The organism is Fusibacter sp. JL298sf-3, assembly GCF_053842995.1.
In genome coordinates, this window is sequence record NZ_CM132608.1 from 577,263 (window position 1) to 594,372 (window position 17,110).

Annotated in this window: 17 protein-coding genes; 3 read left to right on the forward strand and 14 right to left on the reverse strand. The window is 47.5% G+C overall.

Annotated elements, in window-relative coordinates:
* Positions 1 to 20 precede the first annotated feature (20 nt).
* The 3 genes from ACR6HW_RS02785 to codB all read right to left on the reverse strand — a co-directional run bounded on the left by ACR6HW_RS02785 (position 21) and on the right by codB (position 4,623).
* Positions 21 to 1,808: a DUF885 domain-containing protein gene (locus tag ACR6HW_RS02785; protein WP_455729650.1), complete on the reverse strand. Its 1,788-nt coding sequence runs from the start codon at positions 1,806 to 1,808 to the stop codon at positions 21 to 23.
* A gap of 298 nt (positions 1,809 to 2,106) precedes the next feature.
* The gene (gene codA / locus ACR6HW_RS02790; RefSeq protein WP_455729651.1) at positions 2,107 to 3,360 is read right to left on the reverse strand and encodes a cytosine deaminase; all 1,254 of its coding nucleotides are present in this window, start codon (positions 3,358 to 3,360) and stop codon (positions 2,107 to 2,109) included.
* A gap of 9 nt (positions 3,361 to 3,369) precedes the next feature.
* Complete coding sequence (gene codB, locus ACR6HW_RS02795; protein ID WP_455729652.1) at positions 3,370 to 4,623, reverse strand: cytosine permease; 1,254 nt, start codon at positions 4,621 to 4,623, stop codon at positions 3,370 to 3,372.
* Between the two features lie 350 nt (positions 4,624 to 4,973).
* Between codB and ACR6HW_RS02800 the strand changes: the two genes are divergently transcribed.
* Positions 4,974 to 6,389 (forward strand): ISNCY family transposase, encoded by a 1,416-nt coding sequence (locus ACR6HW_RS02800; RefSeq protein WP_455730852.1) that lies wholly within the window; start codon positions 4,974 to 4,976, stop codon positions 6,387 to 6,389.
* A gap of 209 nt (positions 6,390 to 6,598) precedes the next feature.
* Here ACR6HW_RS02800 and ACR6HW_RS02805 read toward each other — a convergent pair whose 3' ends face one another.
* From ACR6HW_RS02805 to ACR6HW_RS02825, 5 genes are all read right to left on the reverse strand, one after another.
* Complete coding sequence (locus ACR6HW_RS02805; protein WP_455729653.1) at positions 6,599 to 7,096, reverse strand: GNAT family N-acetyltransferase; 498 nt, start codon at positions 7,094 to 7,096, stop codon at positions 6,599 to 6,601.
* Positions 7,093 to 8,430, reverse strand: a complete 1,338-nt coding sequence (locus ACR6HW_RS02810) for a sensor histidine kinase (RefSeq protein ID WP_455729654.1) — start codon at positions 8,428 to 8,430, stop codon at positions 7,093 to 7,095. The genes ACR6HW_RS02805 and ACR6HW_RS02810 overlap by 4 nt, the downstream gene beginning before the upstream one ends.
* On the reverse strand, positions 8,420 to 9,109 hold the full coding sequence (locus ACR6HW_RS02815) for a response regulator transcription factor (protein WP_455729655.1): 690 nt from the start codon (positions 9,107 to 9,109) through the stop codon (positions 8,420 to 8,422). Before ACR6HW_RS02815 ends, ACR6HW_RS02810 begins: the two co-directional genes overlap by 11 nt.
* A 145-nt stretch (positions 9,110 to 9,254) precedes the next feature.
* Complete coding sequence (locus ACR6HW_RS02820; protein ID WP_455729656.1) at positions 9,255 to 9,452, reverse strand: YuzB family protein; 198 nt, start codon at positions 9,450 to 9,452, stop codon at positions 9,255 to 9,257.
* 102 nt (positions 9,453 to 9,554) lie between these two features.
* A complete protein-coding gene (locus tag ACR6HW_RS02825; protein ID WP_455729657.1) occupies positions 9,555 to 10,106 on the reverse strand; it encodes a TetR/AcrR family transcriptional regulator in 552 nt (183 codons plus the stop codon).
* 105 nt (positions 10,107 to 10,211) lie between these two features.
* On the opposite strand from ACR6HW_RS02825, the gene ACR6HW_RS02830 reads away from it, so the two are divergent.
* Positions 10,212 to 10,877, forward strand: coding sequence for a hypothetical protein (locus ACR6HW_RS02830; RefSeq protein WP_455729658.1), 666 nt, complete (start codon positions 10,212 to 10,214; stop codon positions 10,875 to 10,877).
* Positions 10,878 to 10,939: 62 nt separating this feature from the next.
* Positions 10,940 to 11,509, forward strand: a complete 570-nt coding sequence (locus ACR6HW_RS02835) for a flavodoxin domain-containing protein (protein WP_455729659.1) — start codon at positions 10,940 to 10,942, stop codon at positions 11,507 to 11,509.
* A gap of 98 nt (positions 11,510 to 11,607) precedes the next feature.
* On the opposite strand, the gene rbsK is transcribed toward ACR6HW_RS02835, so the two are convergent.
* From rbsK to ACR6HW_RS02865, 6 genes are all read right to left on the reverse strand, one after another.
* Positions 11,608 to 12,528: a ribokinase gene (gene rbsK, locus ACR6HW_RS02840; RefSeq protein WP_455729660.1), complete on the reverse strand. Its 921-nt coding sequence runs from the start codon at positions 12,526 to 12,528 to the stop codon at positions 11,608 to 11,610.
* Positions 12,525 to 13,124, reverse strand: a complete 600-nt coding sequence (locus ACR6HW_RS02845) for a KpsF/GutQ family sugar-phosphate isomerase (protein ID WP_455729661.1) — start codon at positions 13,122 to 13,124, stop codon at positions 12,525 to 12,527. Before ACR6HW_RS02845 ends, rbsK begins: the two co-directional genes overlap by 4 nt.
* Positions 13,125 to 13,194: 70 nt before the next feature.
* A complete protein-coding gene (locus ACR6HW_RS02850) occupies positions 13,195 to 14,112 on the reverse strand; it encodes a dihydrodipicolinate synthase family protein (RefSeq protein WP_455729662.1) in 918 nt (305 codons plus the stop codon).
* A gap of 15 nt (positions 14,113 to 14,127) precedes the next feature.
* Positions 14,128 to 15,417: a TRAP transporter large permease gene (locus ACR6HW_RS02855; protein WP_455729663.1), complete on the reverse strand. Its 1,290-nt coding sequence runs from the start codon at positions 15,415 to 15,417 to the stop codon at positions 14,128 to 14,130.
* On the reverse strand, positions 15,414 to 15,911 hold the full coding sequence (locus ACR6HW_RS02860; protein ID WP_455729664.1) for a TRAP transporter small permease: 498 nt from the start codon (positions 15,909 to 15,911) through the stop codon (positions 15,414 to 15,416). The genes ACR6HW_RS02855 and ACR6HW_RS02860 overlap by 4 nt, the downstream gene beginning before the upstream one ends.
* Before the next feature lie 119 nt (positions 15,912 to 16,030).
* On the reverse strand, positions 16,031 to 17,068 hold the full coding sequence (locus ACR6HW_RS02865; protein WP_455729665.1) for a sialic acid TRAP transporter substrate-binding protein SiaP: 1,038 nt from the start codon (positions 17,066 to 17,068) through the stop codon (positions 16,031 to 16,033).
* Between the last annotated feature and the right edge of the window lie 42 nt (positions 17,069 to 17,110).

Below are 17,110 nucleotides of genomic sequence, written 5' to 3' on the forward strand. Positions count from 1 at the left end.
TGGGTTTACACGTTACTTCTTTACTTATCCATTGACGCCTCAATATAACGGTCGACGGCGTTTTCGAGCACTTCCATCGGCAGACTGCCGTATTTTAGCACCACATGGTGAAAATCTTTTAAATCAAAATCGTCGCCCAGTGCATCTTTGGCACGCTCTCGTAAGTTCAGGATGACCTGTTCCCCGACCTTGTAACCACACGCCTGTCCCGGCATGGTCATGTAGCGGTTGACTTCCGCTTCCGGATAGGTGAAAAACGTGTTGGCCTCTAAGTAGTCGACAGTCTCTTCAGCAGTCCAGCCGAAATAATTGATGCCGACATCTCCAACGAGTCGTCCCGCTCTCAAGAGTTCTGAAAGCAAGTACCCCACGCGACCTTCTTCAGTTTCAATCAAGCCTTCTTCAAGAGCCAAGCGCTCTGCATAAAGGGCCCAGCCTTCTCCGTAGCTGACATTAGTCATCAGTTGTCTCACAGTGGGGCGTCCCTCTAAGTTGCGATACGCTTTGAGGACTTGCAAGTTGTGACCGATAACCGTTTCATGTGCCGTTAAACTCTCTGTTTGATAAGCCGGCTGCTTCTGACTGCTGAGGAGAAACGTGCCTTTCGCAGCTTCCTCGCGCGGGCTAAATGAGTGGAAAGAGTAAGGGGAGTCAATCATTTGAATATTTGGGACTGTAGTCATGTAATCGCCTTCGTGGAAATATGCCGGCAATTTGGCGTGCATGCGTCGCATAACCGATTCATGCACCTTGCGACTTTCATCCCCTTCAACGTAGACCGTATCCGCTTTAAACGCCTCCACTTGCTCGCCAAGGGTTCCGAAATAGCCGAGGCGCTTTAACGCGGTGCGAAGTTCCCCTTGAATTCGTCGAACCTCACGTGCACCAAGGGCCATCACTTCTTCTGGGGTTACAGATTTTTGAAGCGACTTAGGCAGTATAAAAGCGCTGTATACGTTAGAATCCATCGGCACAATCCCTTCCGGATAATTGGCCCTCTGTTCGCGTATAAGTGCGTGTAAAGCCGATTGCTGTTTTTCGATTTTAGGCAACTCCGCTTCAAGGATACCCAACAGCACGTTTTTATCCGACGCAGCACCTGCCATATTGACTATAGCCGACTCATACCCCTCCACAAATGTCTTATACCGGGTTTCGACGCCTTCTATGTCTCCCAGCAAATGGTCGAGGTTACGTTGGTAGTCGAGATAAAGCCAATACGGCAGTTGACCATTTGCCTCTATTTCACTTTCAACGGCATTTTTAAGCCCTTCGAGATAGGAGGCATACTGTGTGACTTCGTGCACCAAATCGCCTTTTAGCACTTCGATGTCCTCGGCATTTAAAACGGCATTTTGCCACAGTCCCGACCGGAAGTAATAAGTCAATACGCCGCCGAGACGCGTTGGCCAGTTTTCTAAAAAGTGACTCTTTTCCGCCAACACATAGCGCAACAATTCGAGTTCCGTCTGCGCGTCATCGTCAGAAACCTTAAAAGTCGCTACTTTGTCGTAAAGCGCCGTATGTAAATCGACGTAGTGTTTATAAGCGCTTTCGCTTAAATCCGGATAGTACATGAAGCTGCTTTTATCAGCACCTTCCGGCGCCGTGTAAAACGTCCCGTAGAGGTACGTGTACTCCACAGCTTCTAGCCAATTGTAAGCGTCGTCTACTGTCGATACACTTTCGAGATCAAATGGGATGTTCTCGTAAAGCTGTACGCCATCCGTCGATGCAAACAGCGGTTGCACAAAAGTTAACACCATGACGAGTGCCAGCAATACCGCTGACTTCTGCTTGAATTTCATAAAACACACTCCTTTGTAAGAATTTTCAGATAGATTATGCTGCTATTATAATCTTTTTTTATAGAGATATCAATGCTGTAGTAAAAGTGTGTTGTTTTCTTAATACTTGAGTCCAGTAATGCGACGTTTAGCGCTCTCGACAGAGGTTGTATTGCGTTTTAATCAAGTTGATTAACTCTTTGGCATCATAATCCGCCAACAGCAACGCCTATAAGCGCACTGTTCATTACCTAAAAAAACCTTCAAAAGGCCGCAAAATACGCTCAGCCGTTTGAAGGTTTCTGTATGAATTTCTTGCCTATTTTTTAAAACGCACAGAGGTCTTACCCGCGTAGTACACATGGGTCTCCGCCGGCACCGTCGTGGCGATAAGACGCCCCTCACGCACTGAATAGAGCACCGGCACTTGGCGTCTTACAGCGTCGTAACCACTGTCGGCGCCAAGCACAATACAATTGGCTGGATTGCCGATTTCAATACCGTAGCCCTTTATATTTAATGCCTTGGCGCTGTTGTACGATATAAAGTCCAGCGACGCTTCAATTTCAGGAACACCCATCATTTGAGCAATGTGCAAGCCCATATGAAGCACTTGCAGCATGTTGCCGGTGCCTAGCGGGTACCAGGGGTCGAAAATATCGTCGTGACCGAAACAGACGTTGATTCCCGCTGCATTGAGCTCTTTTACCCGCGTCATGCCACGACGCTTCGGGTAATCGTCAAATCGTCCCTGCAAGTGTGTGTTCACCAGCGGGTTGGCGACAAAGTGAATGCCGGACATCTTAAGGAGCCTAAACAGTTTCGATGTGTAGGCGCCGTTGTAACTGTGCATCGCCGTCGTGTGAGAAGCCGTGACCTTGTCTCCAATCCCCGCCTCCAGGGCTTTGGCCGCAAGCACTTCCACAAAGCGCGACTGCTCGTCGTCGATTTCATCACAGTGCACGTCGATCAGCTTGTTGTAGCGCTTTGCCAGTTCCACACAATAGACAATGGACTCGACGCCGTACTCCCGAGTAAACTCAAAATGCGGAATGGCTCCAATGACGTCAGCCCCTAGTTCAAGGGCTCTTTCCATAAGCGCCTTGCCGTTTGGAAACGAGAGAATGCCCTCCTGCGGAAAGGCCACAATTTGTAGCGTCACCACATCCTTCAGGGCTTCGCGCACCTCAACCATCGCCTTTAGCGCCGTGAGCTCAGGATCTGTAATGTCCACATGCGTTCGGATGATTTGAATCCCGTTGGCCACTTGCCACTGAATGGCGCGCATAGCACGCGTCTTAACGTCTTCAGCTGTGAGCATCGCCTTGCGCTCCGACCAACAGGCGATGCCTTCAAAGAGCGTTCCGCTCTCGTTCCACCTAGGTTCACCCGCCGTCAGCGTCGTATCTAAGTGGACATGCGGCTCGACAAAAGGTGGCATCACCCATTGGCCTTTGGCATCAATCGTCGCATCGCCTTCAATAGCGGGCTCAATGCGCGTAAAAACGCCGTCTTTAATTTCTATATCCATCAGTTGTGCACAACCGCGCAACTTCGCATTTTTAATCAGCATAACCGTCTCCTATGCAGTGGTTTTTACCACATCTTCACTTGTATTGGCGACAAATTTCATCACGAGCGTGTACGTCAGCGCCGACGCCACCACACCGTTAATCGGCGGAATACCCGGCACATAATGTGCACAGAGGACACCGATGACCCAAGCGCCAATCGCTACAGGGTTGATTTTAGCAAACGTCGTCTTTTCATACGGGGCGTATGTTTTCTTTTTCACCAAGAAGTAATCGGAGATTAAGATGCCGCCGATAGCCGGAATAAGTGAGCTGAGCACCGTCAAATAGCCGACGAAATTGTTGTAGAGGAACATGGCGCCCACCGTTCCCAAAAGGCCGTTGAAAATAACAACTTTATTTTTAGGAAGTTTCGTAATGTTGGAAAAACCTAAACTCGAAGCGTACAATGCGTTGTCGTTGGTCGTCCAAATATTGAACCCGAGGACGATAATGGCCGGAAGGATAATCCCCTGTTTAAACATGACCTCTGAAATATCGGCCTCGCCCATTACCGCGGCACCCACAGCACCGAAAATAAACATTAGGGAGTTGCCGATAAAAAATGCAATCATCGTCGTACTGACGCCGACGCTTTTAGATTTTGAGAAGCGAGTAAAATCAGGTGTCAGCGTTCCACCGCTGATAAACGAACCGACGCAGAGTGTTAAAGCTGTTGTAAAACCAAGGGCTTCAGCAGGTTCCAGCGCAAACAGTGCCGATAGGCCACCCACGCTGTCCACTGCACTGGATACTGAAAAAGAACCTAAAATGGCAATGCTCGGCACGGCGATGATGCTCAAGACCGTCAAGGATTTCATCCCGAAATACGCCGTTGCTGTCATCAAAATACCGGCGATGCCGATAAGTGCGTAAAGCGGTAGCCCTGTTACTTTTTGAACCGGCAGTGCAAACATGGCGACCCCTACGCCAAACCAACCGACCTGTGTAATCCCCAGTATAAAGGAAACGAGGTAAGACCCCTTTTCACCAAAGGCGTACTTAGCGAGCAAATGCGTTGAAAGCCCTGTATCTGAAGCCATGTAGGCCAGTAGGCACGTGTAGACGCCCAAAATCAAGTTGCCGCCTAACACCGCCAGCAAAAACGTCTGTGCCGACAGGCCGGTCCCCAAAGTCCCCCCTGTCCACATGCTTGCTGAAAAGAAAGTGAAGCCCAGCATCACCGGAAACAAACTGAAAAAACCTTTCTTGCTCTCAGGCGCAACCGCCGCTAAAGCGTAATCGCCATCCCCTTTTTTTGACATAAAAAAATCCTCCTCTATTTTCTCTGGGTCAATAGAGCAAGACTAATAGCGCGTATGCAAAGTACTTGTGCTCATCACAAGTTACACCACCGGCGACACCGCCGAGGCTACGAGCGTTCTTATTAGTCTCACTGTACTAATTTAAAGATACGTCTTATCTTTTTTCAATTGTGCCACACTTTGTTGCACCGGTCAACGATTATTGATAAAAATTAAAACTTTTTATGATTCACATGTGATAATGTCTTAAGTAATCAAACGTGATTTTGTCCCAAAAGATATAATGCTATAATAATACCTCAATGAATGAAAGCATCGAGGTAAATTAAATGACAAAGGTAGAATTACGTATGAATGAAAATCTAAAATATGAAATCATTAAAAAGCTCGTCGATACGAATGGCAATAAAAAAACAGCTTCACTTAAGCTAGGCTGTAGTATTAGAACGGTTAATCGATTAATCCAGGGCTATCGGTCAGAAGGGAAAGACTTCTTTGTCCATGGAAACCGTGGAAAGAAACCCGTTCACGCCCTGTCTAGCGAAACTAAAACGTTGATTTTAGGACTTTACAGGACCAAGTATCCCGATGCGAATTTCGCTCATTTTACTGAAATCCTAGCAGAGCAAGAACACCTTTTTCTTTCTCCAACTACTGTAAAAAATATCCTTATGGAACAAGATGTTTTATCTCCCAAGGCTCACAGGTCAACAAAGAGAGCCCTTCGTAAAAAATTAGAAGCCCAAAAGAAAAAGGCTACTTCTAAAAGGGACATGGCGATTATTCAGCACAAGATCGTTGAACTCGATGAAAGCCACCCTAGAAGACCTAGATCCGCCTACTTTGGAGAAATGCTTCAGATGGACGCTTCGGTTCACATCTGGTTTGGTGGCGTCAAAACCCACTTACACGCTGCTATAGACGATGCCACAGGGCGAATCGTGGGGGCTTACTTCGACCACCAAGAAACACTTAAAGGCTATTACAATGTCTTTCATCAAATTTTAACAACCTATGGTATCCCACACATGTTTTACACAGACAGAAGGACTGTTTTTGAATACAAACAAAAAAAGGCCCCTTCACTTGAAAAGGATACCTTCACTCAGTTTTCTTACGCTTGCCATCAACTAGGGGTAGATATAAAAGTAACAAGCGTTCCACAGGCCAAAGGACGCGTAGAACGCTTATTCCAAACACTACAATCACGACTGCCGATCGACTTAAGAAACGCAGGCGTATCAAGCGTAGAGCATGCCAACGAATTTCTGAACTCCTACATAAAGAAATTCAATGACAAGTTTGCTCTGCCTTTTGATAATAACAAATCTGTGTTTGAAACGCAACCGTCTGATGAAAAAATCAATCTAACGCTTGCGGTAATTGCTGAGCGCAAAATTGATACAGGCCATTGCATTAAATTTGAAAATCAATATTTTAAACTCATGGACGACAGAGGCCTCCCTATTTATTACCACAAAGGCACTCCGGCTGTCATTATTAAGGCTTTTAACGGCTGTTTGATGGCCTCTGTAAACGAGAACGTTTATGAACTCGAACTTATCCCTTCTCATCTAAGGAAATCTAAGAACTTTGATTTTCAGGACGAGTTCGAGGCTCTGCCTAAAAAACGCAATATCCCTTCTATGATACATCCATGGCGGAAGAGCGCCATCAAGAAATTTATCAAAACACACTATGCTCAACACAATTATACTTTTGAGGACATCATTAACACTCAAGAAAACTTTTTCTCCGCTAATTAACAAAGCACCAGCTTTTTACTGGTGCTCATGTTTCATTTATTTTGGGACATTTTCAAAAGTGATTGACACGATTATTGATAAAAATTAAAACTTTTTAATTTATAACTTATAGTGGTGCGCTGAAAAACAACGGGAGAATAAACGATACAGCCACCGGTTGTAGCCATGCCTACAACTGGCCCGAACTCCGGATACAGAATTATACACGTCTATTTCAACAACAGTTTGTGATAGATCAAATCGTCGACAAACTGACCGCTGTCGGCGTCAAAGTGATGCATTTTTACCTCGCCGCTGCGAACAAAGCCCAGTTTTTCGACAGCCATTACAGAAGCCGCATTGTCGCTATACACATAAATTCGCGCTATCTTGATACCACGGCCTTTTAAATCCTCCAGCGCATAGTCGGTGAGTGCCGGTGCAATACGCTGTCCTCTGTGCTGTGCCGATACCGCCGCAGTCAAATAAACAGCATGACTCTTTTGGGGGCTATCGCCTTGAAGGGCCCTTACAACCCCCAGCACCTCACCGCTGTCGCCACATTCGGCCACATAGTAGTGTTGATGTACCTCTGCCGTCCACGCCGCCAACATCGCCTTATCGACACACGATTTAAACGTCAAATCGTGTCCTTCAGTGTTCACCGATTGGAACAACTGCCAGAGGGCGTCTAAATTGGTGGCGTCATAACGCTTGTACTGAATCATCTATCATCCTCACTTAAATCTGTAAAAGTCAATGTAACGCGCGTTCCCTTGCCCATTTCTGAGTCGACGCGCACATCGCCCCCTAATGTTACCATATTTTCTTTCACCACGTAAAGACCAATCCCTTCTCCGGTAATGGCCTGAGCATTTTCCGCTCTAAAATAAGGCGTGAAGATATTGGGGAGCGCCGTCTCTGGAATACCGACACCGGTGTCCGAAATTTCTACCACCGCGCCACCTGAAAGCCCCTTACAACTCACCGTCACGCGCCCACCGGCCGGCGTGTACTTGTAGGCGTTATTGAGCAGGTTGTACAGCGTCTCTTTAATTAAGTGCTCGTCACTTGCCACAACAGATTTTTCGCCACAGTTGCAAAGCAACTCCAAGTTCTTTTGAGAAAATTGAAGTGCGATACTTCGGCACATTTGTCTCAGGACTTTGGAGACATCTACTGGGGCGCTTTCTACTGAATCGGGACTTTTCTCCGCATCGATGAAATCCGGCAAATCTGCTAAAAGCGTCTCCAAGTAATCGATTTGCTGTTTAAACACGTCGATTTCCTCGGGATTCATCTCTAGAAGGCCGTCTTCTACCCCTTCAATATGGGTTTTTAAGATGGTCAGCGGCGTACGGGTCTGGTGAATCACTTGATCCACATAGGCTTTTCGCTTCACTTGACGAATGTTGAGACGCGTTTTCAGATGGTAGAGAGCGCTGCGAATCGCCGCGACTTCCGCAATGGCCGTCGGCTGTACCTCTGTGACCTCGCCATCTCGTATGGCATCTGCCAGTCCCACTGTCTCGCTTAAATCCCGCGTCATCCGGCCACTCATCCAAATGCCGATGACAACGGCCACTGCCAAGACGACGCCAAAAGCGATTAAACTCGTCTTCACCAACTGTGTTTTAAAAGCTTGTGCAGCTAATGAATCGTCTAGCGCACCGCTCCGACTCACATGCAAAAACGCCACCGTCTCACGGCCTTGTAAGATCGCGTATCGATCTACGACCTCATCGTCTCGCATATGGCGGTGCATCCGGCTGTTGCTGACACTTAACAGTAGGCGCCCCTCTGTGCTGTAGATGGCTATGCCCTCAATAGGGTCGATTAAGTGGGTCTCTAGCTCCGCCTCCATTTGACTCAATGAAACGGTATCCGACGCGAGCACGTTTTCGAGGTACTGCGTCACATCGCCTAAATGTTTGTCGTAACTCTCTTTTAAATACCCTTTAAAATAGCGGTCAGTGGTCTGCGTCAGAATAACCGTGTTCAATCCGATGGCCACAACCACAATACCGATTAAAACACCGAGCCAAAGCCTTCTAACAGTCATCCTTTCCACCTCCCAGCACATAGCCGACACCGTATTTGGTCCTCAAATACTTCGGATGTTTAGGCGTTTCCTCTACCTTTTGGCGAATATTTTTAATGTAGCTGTCGATGTTTCGGTCAAATCCTTCGTAGTCGAAGCCAAAGGCGCGTTCAATCATCTGTTCACGCGTCAGTACGCGCTCCGCATTTTCCACCAGCGCCGCGAAAAGTTTAAATTCTGTCGCCGTCAGAGACACCGATTCACCGTCTTTAAAACACACCATGCGGTCGATGTCCAGCTTAAAGGGCCCATAGGACAAAACAGTGCCTTCAACCGTCTTGTAGACCCGCTTTAGAAGCACCGAAATGCGTTTCATCAACTCTCTGGGACTAAACGGCTTGGTAACGTAATCGTCAGCACCGTAGTCGAACCCCTTAATGCGGTCGGCTTCAAGCACTTTTGCCGTCAACAGAATAACGGGAACATCTGAGACACTACGCACTTTTTCAAGAACTTCAAAGCCATCGACCCCGGGCATCATCACGTCGAGTACCAACAAATGGTAGGCGTGTTCAGAAAAAGCCTCCAGCGCCTCGACCCCAGTGGTGGCCACATCGCAGGTATACCCTTCATTCTCTATGTATTTTTTTATAATACCACTGATTTGCGGTTCATCTTCTGCGATAAGCAATCGAAACATCCGGAGCACCTCACTTCTTTTTTTAATACATTACCACAGCACTGTGATGATAATATGATGATACTTCATAAAAAGCCGTTTAACAGCCCTCTCCATTAGCGCTATAAATTGAGAAGCCGCTGATAAATCAGCGGCTTGCATTGAGCTAAATCTTACTTTGAACCACTTTTAACAGTGCCGTTTCGTCTTCGGCTACAAACAGTTCATCATCGATGAGTACGCTGGCTTCATCCATGTGCATGCCACATTGTCCCATACAGCCGACTTCGATTTCTACACCTTTAGCTACTGCTTTTAATTGCTCTAACTCTACATTTGAGCAATTGTCACACATTCTTATCATAGTCGTATTACTCCTCTTTAATTAATCTCATCTGTAAAATGCCAACGCATTTAACTTATCTATACCCCGTTCACCGCATAAAAACATTAACTTTTTGTAACTTCATTGCAGCGCCCCTTCAATCAGCCCCCTAAGGGCATTTTCAAACAATAATGGGCTGTCCGGTCGATTCTTAACCACTTCTAGCAGTGGCAAAAAGAGCTTAAAAACCATGTAGGCCAGTTCTCTTTGCGACAACTTTCGCCTTTTAAAAACCTCGACTTTAGAAAACAACTCAATAAAGGTTTGCGTATACGCGCGATGCAGTTTAAAGGCCTCTCCGAGCTCTTCTATGGGCACTTGGTAGATGACGACGAGATCGTCGCCAAAGACGTCGTACAGCGCGTAACAAAAAGCGGCAATTTCCTTAAACTCAACGGTATCTTGAGCTACGATTTTCTCCGCTTCAGTCAAACAATACGTCAAAATTGGCGTCACCACCTCTTCTAAAAGCGCCTCTTTGTTTTCAAAGTGGTTGTAAACAGTCTTTCTTGTGACGCCTGCAGTTTTTGCCACTTCTTCGAGGGATAAGTCCCGCGCGTGTTTTCTCTTGAGACAGGTCACTGTCGCTTGGATAATTCGCTTGTAATTTTTTGATTGTCTATTCGTTGTCATTGAATCGCCCCATTCTATTTTAGCTTTACAAGCCATTACTTTTACTCTATAATGAGTGTATAGTTTTACACACCGTTGTGTAATTTTATCATTTAGGAGGTCGTTATGCAAGCTGTCTTTGAAAGTCTCTTCAATATTTTTTATCTGGTCGCCGTTTTGACCCTTGGCATCTATATGTATCGAAATGCCAAAGGCGATGTCTTTGTACGCCGTTATGGCCTTATGGCCATCGTTTTGGGTGCCGGCGACGCGTTTCACCTCGTCCCCCGCATCTACGCGCATTTCACCACGGGGTTTGAAGCCAATGCCGCGGCACTTGGTATCGGCAAATTGATCACCTCTATCACCATGACACTCTTTTACCTGTTGCTTTATGCGCTATATAAAATGCGCTATCGTGTCAAGAAGCCAAAGCTCGACGTCCTTATGGGACTTTTGGCACTGGCCAGAATCGGATTGTGCCTTGCACCTCAAAACCGGTGGACGCTATACAATGCGCCTGTGAGTTGGGGCATCTACCGCAATATCCCCTTTTTATTTATGGGGCTTATTGTGCTGTACCTCTTCTACACCACCGCCAAGCAACGACAGGACACTGCGTTTTCAAAGATGTGGCTCGCCGTCGCCCTATCGTTTGGGTTCTACATTCCCGTAGTGCTTTGGGCGCGTACCTACCCACTTGTGGGCATGCTGATGATTCCCAAAACCGTCGCTTACCTCTGGATTGTCTACATGGGGTATCGCTACAGCCGAAACAAAGCCTCTGCATAAGCTAAAGATTCGTGTTTACCGCCTTTCTTTTTGTGGTACTTATGGTTTTAAAGGGGGTTGCCATGAATCGATGTATCATCTTATACAAATCCAAGTACGGCGCTACAAAAAAGTATGCCCATTGGCTCTCTGAAGCCCTTGAAGTCCCCTATCGCTCTCTCGATGCGGTGACAGCAGTCGAATTAGAAAGCTATGACACCGTCGTTATCGGCGGGGGCATCTACGCCACACAGTACAGCCCGCTGTCTTTTGTCAAGGCCTATTACAAATATCTCAAGCACAAACAACTGGTGTTTTTTGCCGTTGGTGCGGCGGCAGCTTCAGAAGCTTATGCCGATTTTCTCTTCAACCAAAACATCAGAAACTTCTTCGAAGATGTGCCTTTTGTATACATGAGAGGCGCTTTCGTTCGAGCGCGTCTCACGCAGAAAGACAAAATCCTTAGCGCCTTAATTAGCAAAGGGGCTCTAAAAAAACCCTTGGCTTTTCAATCGTCTTGGGAGCGTGCACTTATTGAAGCGGCTACTAAAGACGGCGACTGGACAGACAAATCGGCGTTGACGCCCCTCATTGAATGTATAATCGGCGCGCGTACAGAGACGCCCCACATACAATACAGCGGTTCTATATGAATGACCCATAAAAAAATCAGTGCGTCTGTAAGTGACACCACTCACTTATACGCACTGATTTTCTTTTGTCGAAACGGCGACGCTATTAATTTTAAACCTTAAAGCGCCTTTTCAATAAATTCAAGCACTTCTCTTTTGTAAGGCAGAGAAGGAATGGCACCGTGCTTTGTAACGGCGAGGGCACCGACGGCGTTGGCAAACCCCACTGCCGTCTTCATAGACATGCCCTCGGTCACGCCATACGCCAAAGCGCCGTTAAACGCGTCGCCTGCGGCAACGGTGTCCACGGCCTCGACTGTATAAGCGCCGACGGTCTCCAGTCCTGCACGCGTGCCGATTACCGCACCGCGCTTGCCCATAGTGGCAACCACAGTTTGAACGCCCATATCGAGCAATTTCGCCACTGCAGCGGCGACTTGATCGCGGGTGTCAACCGGTAATCCTGTTAATATGCCGAGTTCTGTTTCATTAGGCGTCAAGTAAGTCACCTTACTCAAAACCGAAACCGGCAATTTGACGGCAGGTGCCGGGTTTAAAATCACCGGTACCCCCGCTTTATCACACGCTTCGATTAACGCATAGGTGACCTCGTGTCGCAGTTCCAATTGGGCGATGACCAAATCGCAATTGAGAACTGCTTCTAAATCTTTCTCTAAGTCGTCGCAACTGTAGGCGTAGTTGGCCCCTGGGACGACGACGATCTTATTTTCCGCACAGCGGTTGATTTGAATCAACCCCAGCGCCGTGGGCGCTTTCACGTCAACAGACACACCTGCGGCATCAATCCCCTCACCTTTGAGAACTTCTAAAAAAGTCTTGCCGTAATCGTCGGCGCCAACTTTTCCATACATTTTAACCTGAGCGCCAAGCCTCGCGGCGGAAACCGCTTGATTGGCGCCCTTTCCCCCTGGGTGACTGCTGAAGTCCCCGCCGATAATCGTCTGCCCTTCTAAAGGAAATTCATCGACTTGAGCCACCAAATCCATAACCAAAGAACCGACGACCGCTATCGTCTTCATGCGTCGCCCTCCTCTTTTAATTTGGCCCCCAGTGCACCTGCGGGATGGTACAAGTGAAAATCTTCTTTTTTAAACCCTTTCGCCTGCGACAGGGCACAGGCGATGGCATCGCCGAGCACCAGTGTCATCGTCGACGACGCTGTTGGCGCGAGGTTAAGGTGATCCGCCTCTTCTAATTTTGGGTAGACGAGTTTGTAATCACAGCCCTCAGCCAGTGGCGATGCCTTTCCGGCCGTTAAGGCGATGGTGGTACAGCCAATAGCTCTTAAAGTTGGCAACGTGCTTAAAATCTCCGCCGTCTTACCGCTGTTGGAGATCAGTATCACCGCGTCGGCTTTGGTAATCATGCCGAGGTCGCCGTGAACCGCTTCTGTCGCGTGGACGAAAAAGCTCGGCGTCCCCGTACTCGAAAACGTCGCCGCCAATTTTTTGCCGATGTGACCGGATTTGCCGACGCCCATAAACACGACTTTACCGTCGCAGGCCATCAACGCGGCACACACTTTTTCATAATCGCCACCGTCGTTGTCGAGCATTTCGCTAATGGCGTCTCGCTCGATGCGCATCGACGCTTTGATTCTTTCCGTATAAGTCATAAACAGCCCTCTTCTACTACAATCACTCGGTGTCTAAAGGCGTGCTCATCAGGCCTTTAGACACAAAGTTCTAAAGTCCTAGTGTTTGTCGCGTCTCCTGCTCCCAAGCCATCAAATCGCCCACGCGTTGCTTAGCAGCATCGTCCAAAACTTCCGGCGCGTATTTTCTGCCGACAGTGGTCATGGAAACGCCGTCTTGCACCATGTGGTACTTGGCATTTGCAGGGTAAGCAAATTTTTCAATGGCGCTTTCGCGCGTTAGTGCCGCCTGTAGCGCCTCTGCTTTCAGCGGGTCGGCACAGTGGTTTGTAAAGAGCCATTTGTAAAGGTCGATATGGAAGTTCCCCATAACGCCGTTGTAGCCGTGGTAGCCGTTTCTCAACGAAGTGAGCAACGTCTCCGTGTTGGCATTAAACAGTTTCAGCGGCGATCCCTTGACAATTTCAGCACGTCTCTTTTGAATAGACGCGTCGCAGCTCACATCTTTTAAGAAAATAATGCGACCTGAATCGGCACACCATTTGAGTTCTCTATCGGTTAGCAGACGTCTGTACGGGTAGGGACATTCGTAAATGCCAAAAGTCACTTCTGGCAGCGCGTTCATAATCGCCTCGAGGCGCTCGAGAAAAACGGCGCTGTCTTCTGTCTCAGTTGCCAGCCTGTTGCTGACGAGAACTACGGCGTCGACACCTGTCGCCGCCACAGCGCGCAATTCTTCAATTTGTGCTTCGAGGGTATCCGACGTATGTCCAGACGCAATCACCGGTACGCGACCGGCTGCAGTTTCCACAACGGTCTTCGCCAGCGCAACTTTTTCAGCTGTGCTGAGAAAAAACATCTCACTGGATTGACAGACGGCGAAAAGACCGTCCGCCCCTTTCTGAATTAAATATTCTGTCAACTGTGCGTTGGCCTCGAGGTCGACAGCTGCCGTTTCATCAAAAGCAGCCACCATCGTCGGCCAAACACCTGTGTATCTTTCTAACATCTATAGCCTCGTTTCTTACATCAGTCCAAAGGTCTTCGGTAAGAACAGTACAATTTCAGGTACAAATGTAATCAACAACAAGACGACAATCATCGCCCCAATTGGCCACATAATTTCTTTCATAACGGCCTTCAACGACGTGTCGGATATCCCCGCTGTAATAAAGAGGAGCATCCCAAACGGCGGTGTCGAAAGGCCGATCATCATATTGAGCGTTACCACCAAGCCAAAGTGAACGAGGTCGATGCCGAAGGCTTTTGCCACCGGTATCATAATCGGAACGAAAACCAATTGGATTGTCGACGTATCGATAAACATGCCCAAGATTAATATGATGATGTTGACCAAAATTAAAAAGACGTATTTGCTGTCTGTAAAGCCGAGCACCACATTGCCCAGATCTGTTGCAATTTGTTCCCTTGCGACAATGTATGAAATTACTGCCGCAGCACCGATCATCAAGCTTACCGAGCCCGTATCTTTAATAGTGTCTTTAACAATTCTCAAAAGCCCTTTTAGGCTCAATGCCTTGTAGGCGAGTATCGCCACTAAAATGGCGTAAATCGCAGCAACGGCACCTGCTTCTGTCGGCGTCATAATGCCCGTGTAAATGCCCATTAGCAAAATAACCGGCGTTAAAAGCGCAGGTAGTGCGCGGAGTGTGAAGAGTAAAAAGGCTTTTAAAGGCAAACGCTCTTCCTTCGGGTAATTGCGAATTCTCGAAATCGCCGAAACATAGACCATCAACCCGACGCAAATGAGGAGCGCCGGCACCATACCGCCTAAAAACAACGCGCCGACAGAGGCCCCTGAGAGCATGGCGTACATAACCAGCGGAATACTCGGTGGAAAAATCGGTCCCACCGTAGAAGAAGCCGCTGTAATGGCACATGAAAACGCGTCGTCATACCCCGCTTTTTTCATGGCGTCAATTTCCATTTTGCCCAGCCCCGATGCGTCTGCAATCGCCGATCCCGTCATTCCCGAAAAAATAAGCGACGCCATGACGTTCACATGTCCTAAGGCACCGCGTCTTCCACCGGCGAGACCACTGGCGAACTTAAAAACCATCTCCGTTACTTTACCTGAGTTCATAACATTGGCAGTGAATATAAACAGCGGAACGGCGATAATCACATAGTTGGAGTAATACGTGTTCATAATGTGATTGGCCACTGCACTGACATCTGAACCGCCGACAACAAAATAAAAAGTACCTGCGGCAATCATGCCCAGTGAAATCGGCATGCGCAGCAAAAAAATCAGTATAAAAACCACTAGGGTTACCATTACGGCTAAACTCATTGACGGCCACCTTTCCCACTCAATCTTCGAACATCTGTATAAATTTCCGCACCTGTGTAGGCAATCATCGAAATGACAAAATAGACGAACACTGAAAAAATCCAACTCAAGTGGATTTTAAACACCGACGTCGATTGGAAATCCATAAATTTGACGTACTCAATAGAGGGTTTTACAAGGCAGACAAAGGCAACGAGTATAATGACATTGCCGAGCAGGCGCGTCAACGCCGCCCACTTTTCCGGCAACGCATCGTAAATCAGTGTGAACTTGACGTGTGAACGCGAACGCATCGCGTAACACGCGCCTAAGATGACAGTCCACGAAAAACCAATGACGGTTACTTCGTAGGCCCAAGTCAACGGGTATTTGAAAACGTACCGAGCAATAATCTGTACGATAAAAGTCAAAAACATCACTGAAAACGCGCATATTGGAATGTAGATCTCAAAAATATCTCTCGCAATGCATAAACTTTTCTTAATACGGTTCACAATTTGCCTCCAAATGCTGTATAATTAAGGTTCAGGTGGGACAATAGGTCCCGGACCGGCTTATAAAGTCTATTGGGGAATAGTCAGCCAGTCGGGCCCTTTTGTCTCGCTTTGAAAGTTTATTTTCCCAGTGCCTGCACTTTATCAAACAGTGTCATATCCCAGTCTTTTGTCAAAGTCTCATCTTCTAAATACTTACCGAGAACTTCCGCACTAAACGCATCGATATCTGCTTCGTAGATGCTTAAACCTTCATCTTTAAAGAATTGAATCAATTCTGTTTCTCTCGCAAGATTCAGCTTGTCGCAAACGTCTCTCGCTTCTTCCATCGCTTCGTTCACAATTGCTTTTTGCTCATCTGTTAAAGACGCCCATTTGGCTTCGTTGATAACCGGCCAAACGCTGTCCACGAGGTGATTGGTAATCGTAATCGATTTGGTTACTTCGTAAAACTTAGCATTTTGAACAGTTGGAAGCGGGTTGTCCTGACCGTCCACAGTGCCCGTTTGAAGTGCCATGTAGAGCTCTGAAAACGCAATCGGCGTCGGGTTTGCCCCTAGTGCCTTGCCTAAGAACAACCACGCTTCTGAGTTCGGCATTCTGAGGTTGACGCCGTTTAAATCAGAAGGCACTTCAATAGCTTTGTCTTCCACGAGGTTCACTTGACGCGTACCGAGGTAGAACGCTTTTAGCGGACGAATCCCCTGTTCTTCGACAATTTTCTCAAACACTTCTGCACCGACTTCGCCATTGAGCACAGCTGTCATATGATCGTAGCTTTTAAACATGTACCCTGCGCTGAACATTGAAAGCCAAGGCGAGTTTTCAGCAAGCCACGGTGCCGAAAGGTAGACGATGTCCGCCTGTCCCGTTTTAACTGCTGAAAGTTCTTGATCCTGTTTGAAAAGCGATCCCGAGTGGAATGTGTCCACTTCAATCGTACCGCCGGACTTCTCCTCTACGGCTTCTTCAAACTTCATCATGGCTTCATAATGTGCGTCTCCCGGTACCGCGTTTACCGAAAACACCAATGAAACTTTTTCCGCTTCTTGCGCAGCATCACCCGTCGTTTGCGCGCCTTCCGCTGTGTCACCCTTGCATGCTGTAACCGTTAGTGCAACAGTTAAAATCATCAGCAATGCCAACCATTTTTTCATTGTTACCTCCCTAAATATTCATTTATGTTGACTGGTCTTGCC